Source organism: Nocardia sp. NPDC019395 (assembly GCF_040632335.1).
Lineage (GTDB): Bacteria > Actinomycetota > Actinomycetes > Mycobacteriales > Mycobacteriaceae > Nocardia.
The window spans coordinates 850,496-867,883 of the sequence record NZ_JBEYBT010000001.1; the positions used below are offsets into that span (position 1 = coordinate 850,496).

Below are 17,388 nucleotides of genomic sequence, written 5' to 3' on the forward strand. Positions count from 1 at the left end.
AGGCCTTTGGTATCGCCGCTGGTCCAGGCGGGTCAGGCCGAGGAAGTCGATGGTGTGCAGTGGAATTTGGAGGTGGTGGCGGCGCTTCGGCGGCCGCGCGGCTCGATGGCTGTGGCGCATCCGAACGCCCACGACGACAACGTGAGACGGCTGGACGTGACGAACGATTCGGCACAGATCTTGGCTCGAGCCGGTTTCGCGGTGGTACAGAAACCTGTGGTGCTCGGCGCCAACAGGCCGGACTACCTGATCGATGGTGAGGCCTTCGACTCCTATGTACTGTCGGGCGATTCGGCGCACGCTGTAGCGAAGCAGCTCAAGAACAAGCTCGCGGAACGGCAGACCGGACGCATCATCCTCAACCTGACCGACAGTGTGGTGCGCCTGGAAGATCTTGCCGCCGTATTCCGTCGCCGTCAGGGCCGCGGGAAGCTCCGTGAGGTGATCGCCCTCGTCCCGTCGCCGGATCACCGATACCGTGTGGTGCGAATCTATCCGGCAGTCGAAGGCGACGACTCGATGACGACGCTCGCTGAGGTCGGCTATCGCCCCACGCCGAAACGGGTGCACTGGCGGATACTGTCGGCGATGGAGAGCTTGGCCGGTGCGGGACTCACCGTGACGCCGCCGGCCGAAACCGGGGATAACAGGGACCGATTCCGGATCGATGGACAGCCCTACGAGTACCTGGGGCCAATGTCGAATGCGGTGACCTCCGCCGAACTCGCCCAGATGCCCATGAAGAGGTGGGCGAACCGGGGGGCGCGGGTGGTATTCGATATGTCCGGCGTCCGTGGCGGTCCTGAAGAAATCGTTGACCGGCTTCACGACAATCCCTATCTTTCCGGCCTCGGCGATGTGCTGGTGATCGGTGACCGGGGCGAAGTGTTCCGGTTGGACCCGAGCGCGGAGCCCGGCAGTCCTCGATGGTGGGAGCGTCTGGCCGGGCCTGCTTCGTCCGCTCGGGCGGTCGGTGGGGTGAATGCGGCGGCGGCGTTGCTTCTTTCGCCCGGGTCGAAGAACAGTTTCCTCGAGGCAGCTCGGGATGCGTGGGCGGCCGTCGGGGGTACTGCGCCGCCCGCGTTGGCGAGGTTTGTTGCCGGGGAGAAAGGGGTGGATCCGGTGCGGGCGGCGCTGCTGGCGGGTGGTCGCTGGCGCACCGACGGTTTCGCATCGGCGGACGGTCGGGACCCGATGGATGCAATGGACGCGGTACGTGATCATGTGGCCACCGAGGGCGGCGCGGTGATCATGGTCGTGGAATATGAGGGTTTCGAGCGGCCGGGCACTGTGGGCTCTCTCGCGGTGTCGGTGCAGCCGGGTGTTGATTGTCCGGTGGTGGTGCGCCGGAATGGTGTGGATACCCCGTACCGTTTGTGGCGACGTCCGGAGGGGGTTACCGGTGTGTACGCGGTTGTCATCACCAGGGCTGGGGTGGCCGAGGATCCGGTACTTCCGGGCACTGTGTCGGTCGGTGTGGCCGGTCGGGATATGCCGTTCTCCGATATCGGTTCCTGGGAGGTCGACGACAGCCGGACTCATGGTCAGGGGGTGGCGTCCGAGGGCGGTCCAGTAGGGGGCGTGGCGGAACTCGGTCGGCAACCGGCTGATAGGGCGGTCGATGGTGGGAGCTCGACAGCGCGTTCGGGGTCGCCACGGGGAGGGGCAGGTCAGGCAGAGGAGGGTGACGGGGCACGGCCGAAACCGGGCGTGGTGGCGGCGCTCCGGCGTCCGCGAGGCCCGATGACCGAGGCGGATTTGCACGATGGCGAGATAAATCTGCGGTCGCTGGACCTGGAGAACGATTCGGCACAGATCCTGGCTCGGGCCGGTTTCGACGTGGAACAGAACCCCACGGTGTCCGGTTCCGTCTTCAGACCCGATTACCGGATCGACGGCGAAATTTTCGACTGCTATGCACCATGGACCTATTCGATTCGCGCGCTCCTGGAGAGGATCGAGTCCAAGGTCGCGAGGGGACAGACCGAGCGGATCGTCCTCAACCTGACCGACAGCGAAGTAGGGCCGGAAGACATTGCCGCCGAATTGAGTGGCGCTGAGGGCTTCGAGAACCTCCGCGAGGTTATCGGCCTCGTCCCGTTGCACAACCATCGATACCGGGTGGTGGGTATCTACCCTGTCCGCGGGGACGACGCCTCGGTGACAACGATCGCCGAGGTGGACTATCGGCCCACACCGAGGCGCGTGCACTGGCGGCTGTTGGCGGCGATCGAGAGTTTGGCTGGTACAGGCCTCACCATGCTGCTCCGTCTGAAGCGCCACCGGTATGACCCGCCGCAGATCGAGATCGGCGACGAAACTTACGAGTACTACGCGCCGCGGCTCGATACCAGGACAGCCGCTGACCTCGGCGTGCCAGATCCATTGCGGGACTGGGTGCAGCGGCGTCCCCGATTAGTGCTCGATGTGTCCGGCCATCGTATGGACCTCGAAGAAATCTCTCGCTGGATCCGACGGAACAATCTTTCCGACCTGACCGAACTGCTGGTGATCGGTCGTCGAGGCGAGGTGTTCCGGTTCGACCGGGATGCGGACGGCCGTACTCGTCGATGGGAACGCCTGGCGAGAGCTGCTTCCTCCGATCGGGCAGTGGGTGGGGTGAATGCGGCGGCGGCGTTGCTTCTTTCGCCCGGGTCGAAGAACAGTTTCCTCGAGGCAGCTCGGGATGCGTGGGCGGCCGTCGGGGGTACTGCGCCGCATCAGCTGGCGGAGTTCGCTACCGGACCACGAGGAGTGGACCCGGTGCGGGCCGCACTTCTGGCCGGTGGTCGCTGGCGCACCCATGGTTTCGCATCGCCGGACGCGCCGGACGCGCCGGACGCGCCGGACGCGCCGGACGCAATGGACGCGGTACGCGATCATGTGGCCGCCGAGGGAGGGGCGGTGATCATGGTCGTGGAGTACGAGGGTTTCGAGCGGCCGGGCACTGTGGGCGCCCTCGCCGTGTCGGTGAAAGAGGGTGACGCCTGTCCGGTGGTCGTGCACCAGAATGGTGTGGATATCCCATATCGCCTGTGGCGGCGTCCGCAGCGGGTTACCGGTGTGTACGCGATTGTGCTCACCGAGGATGGGGTGGCCGAGGATCCGGTACTTCCGGACACTGTGTCGGTCGGTGTGGCCGGTCGGGATATGCCGTTCTCCGATATCGGTCCGTGGATCGATGACGACAGCCGGACTCATGGTCGTGTGTTTGCTGATGGGGATAACCGGGATGACTCGTCTGGGAGCTCTTCGGTGAGCGAACCCGGGTCATCGGCCGTCGCCGCGCCGACGTCGAATACCTCTGCACAACAGTTGCGGCGAGCGTGGGCGGAAGAAACGGGTCACCGTCGCCGTATCTTCTGGGGTGTTCTGACGTCGCTCGGATACCGTGCGGAAGCGCCGGTCGCGCAAAAGGTTTTGCAGATGCTGGCCAAGGCTGTGACCGATGATGTGGAGGCAACGGCGGAGCAGTACGGCTGGCGGGTCCCCGATGGCCGCGATCCGGATCATTGGCTGGCCGGAATTGCCGAAATAGCCCTCGCGCGCCGGGTGGTCGAACGTGTGCGGGGAGCGGCCGTGGAGCGGTTGCGGACCTACCGAGAGGAGACCGCCGAGGCCGCGCTGTTGGCTTCGCTGCTTGAATCGGCGTCGCATGCTGTGGTTGCCGAGGCGGTGCAGAAGCGTCTCGATGGTCGGTATCGCGAGTGGCTGCGGTTGCGGTTCGGGTTGGGTTTGCCGCCGGGGGCGGCGATGCGCCGGACACCCCGGCGGGGTGTGGTCGAAGTCGAGGGCCTCGATCGGTCCGCGGTCGAGGCGATGGCGGCGGCAGTCGCCGCTGTGTTTCCGTTGAGTCTGGATGATCTGCCGGAGTCGGGGACCGAAGCATATGAGTTGCTCGGTCTGCTGGTGTGGCGACGGTTCCCGGCGGATGTGGTGGCTGCTGTGGACGGTGATCTGGGAAGGTTGCGGGCGGCGATTGCTACCCTGACCGGCCGTGTCGCGGAGTATTGCGCACTGCGGTATCTGCAGGGGCGTTCCGGTCCGCAGATCATGGCGTTGATGGGTATCGATCATGGGGCGGAGTCGGCGCTGAAGGTGCGTGTCGACGATGAATTGATGCTGTCGCTGCAGGGGGTGTGTGCACAGCCGGTGGTCGATATCGAGGGTTGGTTGGACGCGCTCCCGACGTCCGGGAAGGGCCGTGACCGGGTGGTGGCAGCCGTTCGATCGCGGCTTTCACCGGCACTGAATGAGGTTTTCACCGGGGATTTGGCGGGCTTGGCGAACGCGATTGCGTCGTTGGAGCCGCAACCGCGGGCGCTGTGCTATTTGATGATTCTGCGGGGCGATTCGTTGTTGGAGGCGAGTCGTGCATTGATGGTCACGCGGGCCGATGCCCAGCGGATGCGCACGGGGGCCTCTACCCGGCTGGTGTCGTTGATCGAGGCAGTTGGCCGACCTCAGCGCCCACGGTGGAGCTATTACGGTTACGGTCGGCGGCTGGAGGCGGCCCCAGGCATACCGCCGGCGCCGGGGCAGGTGGTCGAGTTCGATCCCACTGCGGGGGTGGAGCCGACGGCGACTGATCTGGCGTTGGCGGCGGGTGTCGAGCTGCGGACGGTGATTCTGGTGATGAGTAGGAAGGCGGTCCATCCCGAGGTCCATGAGCGGGTGGTGGCGACGGCCGAGCGGATCGGGTTCGAGTTGCGTGAGGCGGTCAAGCAACCACAGCGGTTGCGTCGCCGGGTGAATTTTTATGTGGTCGCGCATCGGGCGGGAGTCGCACTCGATACGGTTCAGCGAATGGCAGCGGGAATGCCGGTGTCCGATGATTCCCGGTCGGCGATCACGGCGGCATTGGATGAGCTGGATTTCGAATTCCGGGACGGACGCGTCGTGCCGCGACAGGAATTCACTGTTCGAATCCCTTGGCAAGAGTTCGCCCGAAAGGCCAGGACGGGCCTCGCTCCGGTGCGGATCGCGCTCAACGGCGGAGCGGTCAATATCACGACCCTCAGAAAGATCGTTGCCACCGCGCGTCGGTACGGGCTCGTATTGCCGCCGGAGGTACTGGCACAGCTGGACCGGCCGCCGACGCCGACGGATCTGGCGCGTACGGCAGGGGTGTCGATCAGGACGGTGAACAGAGTCCTCTGGGGTGGTCGGGTGGGTGATGAGATGAAGCGTCGGGTGGTGGAGGCGGTTGTGGGGCCGAAGGCGCGGGAAATGCTGGGTAAGGTCGAACGTGCCCTCATGGAGGCGATGTCGAGCGAAGCGCTGGAGCAGACGTTGGCACGCACTGGTTCATCGGTTGGCGAGCGATATGCGTTGGCTTCGCGGGTGATTGATCTGTTGGGTTCTGGGTGGTCGGATTCTGAGATCGGGGAGTCGCTGGGGTTGTCCGCGGCGGCGGCGCGTGGGGTGGTGGGAAGGATTGTTGAGGTGTGTGGGGCGGGGGATCGGGCGGTGTTGGTGGATGTGGCGCGGCATGTGCCGCCGTCGGTGGATGGGTGGGAGAGCTTCGTGACGCGGGTGGGGTTGGTGCGGTTGTTGTTGGTGGGTTCGCCGGTGTGGGAGTCGGCGCCGGCGCGGTTGGTGTTGTTGGGGATGACTGATGCGCGGGTGCGGGAGGTTGTGGTGTCGGTTTCGGGTGGTGCCGAGCTGATCACGGGGGCGGTCGAGACCGTGCAGGGCGGTCGTGCGCTGGATGCTGGGGAACAGTCCGCGGTGGGTGAGTTGACGGCCGTGTTGCGGGGGATGTATACGGGTGCGGGTCGTCGTCTGACTCGCCGTAGAGTCGAGATTCTGTGCATGCTCGCGGAGGGTTTGTCGAACAAGGAGATAGGGGCCACTCTGTGGCTGTCCCAGAACTCGGTCAAGACGCACCTGGCCCATATCAGCCGGAGGTTCGGCGTGCGTGGCCGAGTAACTATGGCGAGGGCTGCGATACATGGCGGCGATATTCCGTTGGCGAGCTCCGCCCCCGGATTGCAGCGTGAGCCGACCGAACTCGAATCCGAGATTCTCGCTCTGATGGCGCAAGGACTGCAGAACAGAGAAATCGATACGGAGCTGGCGCTGCCGGTCGATACTGTGAAAACTTATCTGCGCCACATGAATCGTGAGCTCGGCGTCGGCGGTCGGGTTGCGCAAGTTTTGGCGATGATGCGCGCGGGTATATTTGCGCCCCGGCTACCGGGCGGGTCGTTCGGCGGAGTGTCGGCTCATGATATTGACACCGGACCGCAGTTGCCGACTGTCCCTCAGTTGCCGGTGCCGGGTGAACAACGTGGGCAGCGGCCGGGTCGGGATGGTTCGGCACCGTACCGGTCTGGTGCCCCGGAGGGTGGCGAGGATACGGCGCCGCGGCACCCTCGGGGCAGTGCTGGTTCGAGCGTGGATGAAGATCGGTCGCCGGCATCGGTTGATCGCACCGCAGTGGTGGAGGGCGGTGTCCTCAGTAAGAGGGAAATGGCGCGCCGGATGGGTGTTTCGGAAGCCTCTGTCCGGAAGCTGTTCCGCCGTGGCGGCGGCAAGCTCGAGTACGCGGTGTGGAGCAAGATGCTCGATACGGCCGAACGAGAAGGGCTCGCGCTGCCGCCCGAGACTGCCGAGGTGGATGTCGAGTGGCCTCTCGGCGTCATTGCCGAGACGGCCGGAGTCGCCCCGGAATCGGTGCGACGGGTGCGGGACGGGGAGCCGGTGGGCCCGTCGGTGTATCAGGGGATCGTGGAGGCCATCGGAATTGTCGCCCGCAGGTTGGTGGATCGTGTCCCGGCAAAGGTCAAGCCGCCGGGAATCGATGAGTTGGCGCAGGCAGCGGAGGTGTCCAGGGCAACGGTTCGCGCGTTCCTGCAATGTAAACCCGTGACGTATCGAACCCGGCGGAGCATTATCTCGGCGGCGGCGCGGATCGGGTTCGAGCTGTCGGCGCAAGTGTTGGCCGCACCGATCCAATGGCCGTGGTACGAGATCGCGCACCGGGCCGGGGTCGCTGTCCCCACTGTTCACCGGGTGCACGACGGGAAATGGGTACTGCCGGAGAAACGCCTGATGGTGATCGAGGCGATCCGCCGGTGGGATCGCGAACTCCTGCGGGAGATCTCGGTGGCGGGTCTGGCGGATACTGTGCGTGCGCGTTTCGAGGCGGTGGTGACCGAGCGGGTCGGTGCGGTGGCCGAAGATCCGGCGGTTGCGCGAGATCTGGTGCGGCAGGTGTTCCGTCGGTTGGAGGCCCGCATCGGTGAGTTGCGTGAAATAGCGGATATCGGCGCATGGGTGGCGTCGGTGCTGGAGGGGACACTGCGCACACCCGAAGGACCGTCGCGTCTCGAAGAGGGGTCGGGGCGGTTCGGGGAGGAGGGCGTTCCTGGGTGGGCGGTGCCGCGGGGCGTTCGTGGCTTGCCGGATCAGTGGCGTGTGTTTGCTGATGGTGGTAATCGGGGTGACTCGCCCGGGGATGGTGAACCCGCGGCTGCTACTGGCCGTGATGATGATGTGGTTGTGCCGGAGGAATCCGGTGCGGAGTCGGCTGAGCTGCGGCGGGCCTGGGGAGAGGGAGCGGGTCGCCGTGTGTTGCTGGATGTTCTGGCATCGCTCGGATATGCGGAGGAAGGGCCGGCTGGACGAGAGGCTTTGAAAGCTCTGGCCCGGGCTGTTACCGATGATGTGGGTGCGACGGCGGAGCGTGCGGGCTGGCGGGTGCCGGATGGTCGTGGCTTGGATGACTGGTTGGCTGAGATCGCTGGAAAGGTTCTCGAACGTCGGGTGGTCGAGCGTGTGTGGGGAGCGGCCGTGGAGCGGTTGCGGACCTACCGCCCGGAAAGCCAGGAGGGGATCGGTGACGCTGCACTGCTGGCTTCGCTGCTCGAATCGCCATCGCATGAGGTGGTGTACAACGCGCTGAATCACCGTCTCGATGGGCGGTCTCGCGAGTGGCTGCGGTTACGGTTCGGGTTGGGTTTGCCACCGGATGCGGCGAAGCGCCGGGCGAGCCGGCGCAGTGCGGCCGAGGGAAGCGGGGACCTCGATCGGTCCGCGGTCGAGGTGATGGCCGCGGCAGTCGTTGCCGTGCATCCGTTGAGTCTGGATCACCTGCCGGAGCCGGGGACCGAGGCGTACGAGTTGCTCGGTCTTTTGGTGCGGTGGCGGTTTCCGGCGGATGTGGTGGCTGCTGTGGATGGTGATCTGGGAAGGTTGCGGGCGGTGATGGCCTCCTTGACCGGCCGTGTGGCGGAGTATTGCGCGCTGCGGTATCTGCAGGGGCGTTCCGGGCCGCAGATCATGGCGTTGATGGGTATCGATCATGCGGCGGAGTCGGCGCTGAAGGTGCGTGTCGAGGATGAATTGATGCTGTCGGTGCAGGGGGAGCGTGAGCAGCCGGTGGTCGATATCGAGGGGTGGTTGGATGCGCTCCCGCCGGCCGGGCCGGATCGTGACCGGGTGGTGGGAGCCGTTCGTTCCCGGATTTCATCGGCATTGAATGAGGTATTCAGCGGAGATTTGGCGGACCTGGGTCGCGCGATCGCGTCGTTGGATCCGCAGCCGCGGGCGCTGTGCTATTTGATGATTCTGCGGGGCGTTCCGTTGTTGGAGGCGAGTCGTGCGTTGATGGTCACGCGGGCTGATGCCCAGCGGATGCGGACGGGGGCTTCTACCAGGTTGGTGCAGTTACTCGAGGCCGTTGGTCCGTCCGAGCAGGATCAGGGCGAACACCGTCGGCGGCTCGCGGCTGCCCCGGGTGCGCAGCTGCCGGGGGGGCAGGTGGTCGAGTTCGACCCGACTGCGGGTGTAGAGCCTACGGCGACCGATCTGGCGCGGGCGGCAGGTGTCGAGCTGCGGATCGTGATTTTGGTGATGAGTAGGAAGGCGGTCGCCCCCGAGAAGCATGAGCGGGTGGTGGCGACGGCCGCGCGGATCGGGTTCGAGTTGAGCGCGGAGGTCAAACAACCACAGCAGTTGCGTCGGCCGGTGAGTTTCTTCGGCCTTGCGAAGGTAGCCGGAGTAGGAATCGGCACGGTTGAGCGAATGGCTGCCGGAATGCCGGTGTCCGAGGCTTCCTGGGCGGCGATCGCAGCTGCATTGGATGAGCTGGATGTCGAATTTCGGAACGGACGAGCGATGCCCCGACAGGAATTCACTCCAGTACTCGTGTGGCGTGAATTCGCCCGAAACGCCGGGGTACATCGCAAGACGGTGCGGATTGCGCTCGACGGCGGAGCGGTCGACATTACGAGCCTGAGAAAGATCGCTGCCGCGGCCCGTCTGTATGGGCTGATATTGCCGCCGGAAGTCCTTGCGCCGCTGGAGCAGCCGATGCGGACGGATCGGATCGGGCTCGAGTTGCGTTCGGGGGGGAGGGAATCGCCGGCGGTGTCGGACGGCTCTGCACCATATCGGTCCGGCGACCGGCAGGAGTGCGGTAGCCCGCCGGCCCAGCGCGCTGAGGACAGCAGAAAGTCCCACTCGGCGGAGCCGGGCGCTCGGCCGGCCGGTGGCGCACCGCCGCTGATCTCTGATATCGGTTCGCGGGTCGGTGACGACGCCGGGCGCCGTGGTTCGGAGGGCGAGTCGGTCATCACTGCCGCTGGTGAACCCGAAGCTGGTAGGGGCCGTGATGGGGAGGGAGCATTGCCGGGGGTGGTGTGGTCTGAGCGAGACAGGAAGATTCTCGGTCTGATGGCGACCGGTGCCTCGGATTCTGCCATCGGGAGCGAGCTGGGGATATCCGGTGCAGAGGCGCAGACGCAGGTGGAGGAGTTGGTAGACAGGTGGGGCGCTCGGGATCGGGCCGTACTGGTGGATGTGGTGCGGTCCGTCCGGGTGCCGGATTCTCCGGCAGAGCTCGATGGCTTCCGGCAGCGGGTGGGGTTGACGGGGGTTTTGCTGGCTGGTCTGGAAGTGTGGGAGTCGGCGCCGGCGCGGTTGATGTTGGGTCGGACCAATGATTCGGTGTTGCACACTCTGCTGGTTCGTTTGGGGTCGGAGCGGGGGCTTGTCGACTCGGCGATAACAGGGGTGCGGGAGGGGCGGGACTTGACCTCCGGTGAATGTGCAGTGGTCCGCAAATTGGCAGATATGTTGTTGGATCGCCGTGTTCTTCAGCGTATCGGGCGGTTGGCCATCCGCGATATAGAAGTGCTCAGTCTGCAGGCGGAAGGGTATGAACACCGCGAGATCGGGGTGGCGCTGGGTATCACCGAAGACGGCGTGAAAAATCGAGTGACACGTATCCGGGCGGGTCTGGAAGTGTCCGGCCGTGAGGATCACCTGCTCGTGGCACTGCGTGACGGCGATATTCTCCTCGCTGGTTCTCCACGGCGGGAACAGTTCTCATTGGACGATAATCAAATTGAAGTTCTCGAGCGTGTAGCGCAGCATAAGTCGGTCGAGCTGATCGCTACAGAACTACGCATATCGCAGAGCGCGGTGAAGAAACGTCTGAGGAAGTCCGTCAGGGTGATCGGTACCGGTTACAGCCGGAGTAATGCGGTGGCTGCGGTACGTGCCGGCATCGTGTCGTTCGACTTTGATGAAATTATTGTGGGCACGGCGGTGGCCGCCCGCGAGCCGGCGGATCGGATAGCCGATGGTGGGAATGGTGGTGTGGCAGGTGGGCGTCTGACGGATATTGATCGGCGGGTGTTGGGTTTGTTGGGGGAGGGGGCTTCAGATGCGGTGATCGGGGGGGAGTTGGGGGTGTCGGTGGGTGAGGTGGGGGAGCTGGTTGGTGATTTGTTGGTGGAGTTGGGGGCTGGTGATCGTGCGGTGTTGGTGGATGTGGCGCGTTTTCGGGGGGTTCCGGAGTCGGATGCGGAGGTGGCGGAGTTTCGGCGGCGTGTGGTGTTGATGGGGGCGTTGTTGGCGGGTGGGCCGGCGTGGCAGTCGGCAGCGGCGCGGTTGGTGTTGGCTCGGTTGAGTGATGCGGAGTTGGAACATGGGGTGGTTCTTTCCGGGGATGAGTGGCGGTTGATCGAAACTCCGGTCGATATTGTCGGCCGGGATGCTGATGCGGTGGCTGGTTGGCGTTCTGCGGTGGAAAGGCTCCGGGATGGGTTGGAGCGGGTGTATGAGGGTGTGGCTGATTGCCGGTTGACGTTGATGGAGACGCGGGTGCTCGGTTTGGTGTTGGAGGGAAAGTCACAGTCTGAAATAGGTGTGGAGTTTGGGATAGGTACGACGAGCGTGAACGAGCACATCAGCTTTTCGGGCGGGAAACTGGCTGCCGATGTCAGTGGCGGCACGGGAATTGTGGTTGGGGCGATCCGTGAGGGTGTGTTTCCTCTCGCAGGCTCACCGGTTCCGATGCCCAGTGAGGTTTCGGCGGGTGTGTGGTTCGAGTTGAGTGATGAGGATATCGAGGTTCTGCGCCTGGTGGGAGCCGGCGAGAGCATCAGACAGATCGCGACGCGTATGGGTAAGTCCGAAACTACCGTGAACGATCGGCTGAATGCGATTCGCAGGAAGCTGGGTGGGGCTTTTCCGGGCCGGGCCGGCCTGGTGGTGGAGGCGATGCGTCTCGGTCGGTTGGATTGGCGGGTAGATGATGCGGTGGTTGTGGCGGGTGGTGTGCGGAGTTTTGCGGGGATGGTGGTGGCGCGGGTGCGGGCGGCGGTGAAGGACCCGGCGGTGGCGCAGTCTGTGGTCGAGGAGGTGTTCGGGCGTGCGGAGGCTGAGGTGGGTGGGTTGCGTGACGGGGTTGATATCTCGGTGTGGTTGGAGTCGTTGGTTGATGAGGTGGTGGAGCGTCGTGTGAGGTTCGAGCGGTATCAGCGGCATCGGCGGTTCCGTGTGGCGGTTGCGGAGGCAGCGGACGGTGCGGTGCGAGATGTGTTGGTAGGGGCCAGTGATGCGGAGTTTCTTGGGGCGGTGCGGGGTTGGGACGGGCAGCGGAAGCGGATGTTGCTGATGCTGTTTATGGAGGGTTGGTCTGCGAGGGTGGTTGCCGAGCGCGAGGTGCGTGACGAGGAGTCCGGCCACGTGCTGGACGAGAGTTCGGTGACAGCGCGGGTGCCGGGCATCTTGCGGGAGTTGGCGGACCGTGTGGCCGGCGATGTGCCCAGGGCTGCAGGAGATGCTGGAGGCGGTGAAGAGTCGACCGGGCAGACCGTACAAGACAACCCTGAGCGTGAAGGTCATAACCCGACTGAACGTGAAACGAAGACTCTGAGGCTGCTGGCGGCTGGTTTTTCGGATCGGGGGATAGCGGGGGCGTTGGAGATTTCTCCGGCCGAGACACGTGCGTTGGTTGACGGTTTGGTCGGTGAACTCGGTGCTGTTGATCGGGCGGTACTCGGAGATGTGCTGCGGTTTGTCGGGGTCCCGCAGACGGCGCGGGAATGGGCGGAGTTACGACTTCGGGTGGGGTTGATGGGGGTGTTGTTGTCTGGTTTGGAGGTGTGGGAGTCGGCGCCGGCGCGGCTGGCGTTGGCTCGGTTGGATGATTCGGTATTGCCCACTGTGTTGGGTCGTTTGGGGTCGGAGCGGGGGCTCGTCGACGAGGCGCTGCGGGGGCTGCGGGAGGGGCGTGCTTTGACCTCCGATGAGTGTGCGGTGGCCCGCACGCTGGCGGAGTTGTTGACGGGTCTGAGCCAAAGTTGGACTATCGGACGTTTGGATATCCGCGATATTGAAATCCTCAGTTTGGTCGCAGAAGGAAAGGGCAACCGGGCGATCGCGACGGTGCTGGGACTTTCTGTCGATGGTGTGAAGACTCGGCTGGTAAATATTGGACGGCGTCTGGGCGTGACCGGCCGGGGCGAGCAAGTGTTTGCTGCAATCCGCGCCGGGGACATCCTCCTTGCCGGCTTACCGCGGCAGGAAAAGGTCGACCTGGGCAATCGGGAAATCGAAGTCCTCGAGCGTTTCGCGCAGGGTAAACCGACCGCAGTGATCGCCGATGATCTGCTCATCACTCTGCATGCTGTGCGTTCTGGTCTGAAGGTGGCCAGCGAGGCGATCGGGACTGGTTCCAGTGCAAGCGATGGTGTGGCAGCGATACGGGCTGGGCTTGTGTGGTTCGACTTTGCTGACCATCTCGTCGGCACGGCGGTGGCTAGCGGTGGACCGTCGGTTGGTACCGCCGTCGGGGAGATCGAGGATGGTGAATCGGTGTCACTTGTTCCGCGACGGTTGAGTGATCTGGTGCTGCGGAGCCTCGATCACCGGGCAGGTATCCGGCAGTGGGCGTTGGGTCTGTTGGCGTCGGGGTCTTCAGATGCGGTGATCGCGGCCGAGCTGGGAGTTCCGGCGGGGGACGTGCGGGAGTTGGTTGATGATCTGGTGCGGGATTCGGGGACTGGTGAACGTGCGGTTCTGGTGGACCTGTTGTGGAAAACTTCTGGGCTGTTGTCGGATCCGGAGTGGTCGCGGTTGCGGGAGCGGGCGCGGTTGTTGGGGGTTTTGCGGTCTCGTGTGGGGGTGGGGAAGTCGGCGGCCGCGCGGTTGGTCGTTACGCGGCTCTCGGACACGGAGTTGCAGGAGGTTCTCGGTTCGCTGCCGGCTGCCGATCGAGCGCTGATCGAGGCGATGGAGGCGGCCCCGGCGTTCGTTGAGGGGGCGTCGCCGGAGCATGCCGCCGTTGAGCTATTGGTGGAGCTGTTGCATGCCGAGTATTCGCGTGTATCTGCGGGCCGGCTGACGCTCCGGGATGTCCGAGTGTTGAGTTCGGTCGCGGAAGGCGTAACGGATGATGAAGTCGCTGCCGAATTGGGTATGTCCCGGAAGGCCGTCATACGGTCGCTGGAACGGATGATCAAACGGCTCGATGTCGAGGATCGAGATCATCTGGTGCGGCTGGCGATCGCGCAGCGTGAGATTCTGCTTGCCGGCACGCCCGTTCGGCGGCCGCGTGATCTCACTGATTCCGACACCGAGATGCTCGGTTATCTCGGGCGTGGAATGAGTTACCCCGAGATCGGCCGGGAACTGGTCATCAAAGAGGCGTCCGTGGCGTCTCGGGTTATGCGCACCGGCCTCAAACTGGGTGTTTCCCGGCGAACTGGAGTCATGGTGGCTGCGAAACGTGCTGGGATAGTGTCGCTCGACGTTGCGGCTGGTTTCGTTCGATCGGCGGATGCCGGTGGACCGTCGGAGGGGATGAAACCAGGGATCGGTGGCCGGCCCGGCGGATCGGGTGGCGGGCGTGGATCGGCTGTCGGCGCTGCGGACACAGGGCCCGAGGTGGGCGCAACGGGTGAGGACGCCCGAGGGCGGCCTGATAGACCGCATGAGGTATCAGATCCGGTCATGAAAGGGATGTCGGATCAGGGTGCTGGTTCCCCGCCCGCTGAGCGCGAGGAGTCAGGTGCGGTTGATGAGGGACCGCCGGGCCAGGGCGGGGAGAGCGTTCGCAATGAGTGGGCAGAGACGATTGTGGCGGCGTGGGACCGGCCCGATTCTGGTTTGTCCGAAGTCGAGCCTGTAGTCCCCCTGTTGGCGCGCGGTATGTCGGATCGGGAGATCGGTGCGTCACTGGAGGATTCAGCGGCTGCGCGCGCTGCTGTAAGCGAGGTTGTCACCGACCTGGCTGCCGGTGATCGTACTGTGCTGGTGGATGTGTTGCGGTACCGCGGGATACCGGCGACGCAGCAGGAGGTGGTGGGGTTGCGGGCTCGGGTGGGCTTACTGAGAGCACTGAGTGCCGCTCTGGGGGTCGCGGAATCGGTGTCCGCGCGGTTGATGGTGTTGCGGATGACCGATGCTGAGTTGACGATGGTTTCCGATCGATTGACTGAGGTATGGGGTCTCGTGGTCACGGCTGTGAACCACGTTCGGACCGGGTGCGGGTTGAGCCCTGAGGAGAGCGCCGCAGTGGGTGCGCTGGCTCCGGAATTGGTGCAGGCGCATCCGGAGAGCGTCGGTGTGTTGAGTCACCGTGAGGCCCAGTTACTGAGTTTGGTAGCGGAAGGCGTGCGTAACGATCATATTGCTGCCGCGCTGAGTATTTCGCTGTCCTCGGTGACCACCCACCTTGCGCGGATCGGGAAGAAGCTCGCTGCTGTCGGTGATCGTGTCGGGATGGTGATGGCGGCGATCCGCTCGCGTGATCTGCCGCTGTCGGGTGATATCCACGTGCTGACAAAGCTGACACAGTTGACGGAGCACGATCTGCGGGTCCTGGATCTGGATGTACGTGGGCTGTCGAACGATGAGGTAGCGGCACAACTGGGTATACCCGTGGCCGATGTGGTGGGCGTTCTCGAGGATGCCGGGCGCAAGCTGGGTGTCGGCTACGCGGTATATCGCACAGTAGCTGCGGCACGCGCCGGGGTCGCCCCACTCGGACAGGCCGAGGGCCCTCCCGATGACTCAGCAGATCCCGGTGCGGGACACGAGGACGCGGAGATGGATCTTTTTCCGGTGGGTGGGGCGGAGCTCGCGGGTCTGCCGGCGGGTGGTGGTCAGGCCCTCGTCAGGTCTGCGGGGGTGCTGGGATCTGCGGTCGAGGTGGTGCGTACGGCGCGGGTGCAGCGTGCGGCGGAGTTGCGTCTGTTCATCGGGCAGTTGCCGGTGCGGCATCGGAATGTGTTCGGTCGATGGTTCCAAGGGCGCAGCGTGGCCGAGATCGCGGAGGAGCTCGATATCGAGTCGGGTACGGTCGACGGCCGGTTGCGGATATCTGTTCTGCGCGTGGCTGCGCAGCTTTCCGGGTCCGTGGCCGGAAGCGATGTCGATACCGATGTGACGGTAGACCGCATCGCGGTGGCTCGAAGTGTGGACCCTGGCCGTCTGCAGGAAGCGATCACACGTCTCGAGGATGCGCAGGTGCGCGAGGTCGCGGAGAAGGCATTCTCGGTCGGCCGGTCGTCTGCCGAGATCGCGGAGGAAATCGACAAGTCCGAGCACGAGGTGGTCGAGCAGCGGCGGCGGGCTGCGATCTTGTTGGCTGCCGAACTCCCGGAACTCGACGTAGCTGTCGCGGCGGGTGCGGTCGTGGCCGGCGAGGTTTCGGCTTCGGTGGTGGTGCGAGTGGTCCGTTGGTTCGACCGCCTCGCACTGGTGCGGGCTATCGATGGTTTGGAAACCGAAGTGCTGCGGCAGATAGCGACGAAGCGTTTGCTGCTCGGCATGTCTGTTCACGACGCGGCGACACAGATGGGTCAGCACGAGGCTACGATCGGCAGACTGTCCGAGCGTATCGCGGATGATGTGGTGGCGGTGCTGAGTCGCGACGTTTCGCCGGACAGTATCCCGCCCAGTTATGGTCCTGCTGACTGGCACATCCTCGCTGAACTGATGGGGGCGGTACCGACTTCATCCGGTCCGCGATTGCCCGATACCGACCGGATTGTGTGCGGGCGGCTGGCAGCGGGCTGCTCGGACCGGGAGATCGCGGAGGCGCTGGGTGTCGGAACGGCCGACGCATCCGGAGCGGTAAAGAATATGGTGCAGCGTTCCGGTGTCCGTGACCGGGCGGTTTTGATGGATGCGTTGCGGTTCAGAGGGACACCAGGGTCTCCTGCCGAGTTGCGGTTGTTACAACTGCGGGCGGTAATTATGGAGGTGTTGCGGTCCGGTTCTGAGGTGTGGGAGTCCGCCCCCGCGAGGTTGGTATCGGGTTGGCTGACCGATGCGGAGTTCGTGAGAGTCGTCGGACGCCTGGATGCTGTCGTCCGGGCATCGCTTGTCGAGGTGATCGGTGCCACGTGGGCCGGCCGGGCCCTGAATCCTCGGCAGGTGGACGCGGTCGAGCAGTTGAGAGAGGAATTGATCGGTGCGTACCCGTCGCGTGGCGGCGGGCTGAGTATCCGTCAGGTGCAGGTGGTGAGTTTGGTGGCGGAGGGGAAGACGAATCCTGAAATCGCGGCTGCCTTGGGGGTCGAGGTGTCCAGTGTGAAAGATCGTTTGATCGCGTCGAAGAGGGTTCTCGGTAGTACGGGCGATCGGGACGGGATGGCGGTAGCGGCGATCCGGGAGGGTCACTTGCCCTTGGCCGGTGCGGAACCACCTGGTGAGATCAGTGAGGACGGACGGTGTTCGGTGGTTGAACCCCTGACCGACGTCGAGCGTGCCGCGGCGGCTCTCGCCGGCGAAGGTAAGTCGGACGTAGAGATCGGCGCGATCTTGGTTATGCGGCCGAGAGCAGTGGCGGACACCCTGGAGACTGTCGGTGACAAGGTCGGTCGCCGCGGCGGACGGGCGGGAAAATCGGTGATGGCGATGCGGGTCGGTGAAAATTCACTGAACGGGACACGAGCCTAGCGTCGAAACCCTAGGAGTACGGGAGTGTCAGGGCGGCCCAACAGCACATGGAGATCCTCTTCGCGGTGGCACAGGGACCTGTGCCCCGGCGCGTGCGCGGTGATAGCGTCGAACTATGGATCCGATAAGGATTCGAACGATGTGCGATAGACCTGGTGCAGTCATTATCAGGCCAGCGGCGCG

General features: G+C 64.7%; 1 protein-coding gene (running past one end of the window). It reads left to right on the forward strand.

The window, feature by feature from the left end; genetic code table 11:
* Window positions 1-17,205, forward strand: partial view of a LuxR C-terminal-related transcriptional regulator gene (locus ABZ827_RS03555; RefSeq protein ID WP_357232294.1) — the 3' portion only. Its footprint begins 78,975 nt before the window's first position; only the last 17,205 of its 96,180 coding nucleotides appear in the window; its start codon lies beyond the left edge, outside the window; its stop codon occupies window positions 17,203-17,205.
* Window positions 17,206-17,388: the final 183 nt, after the last annotated feature.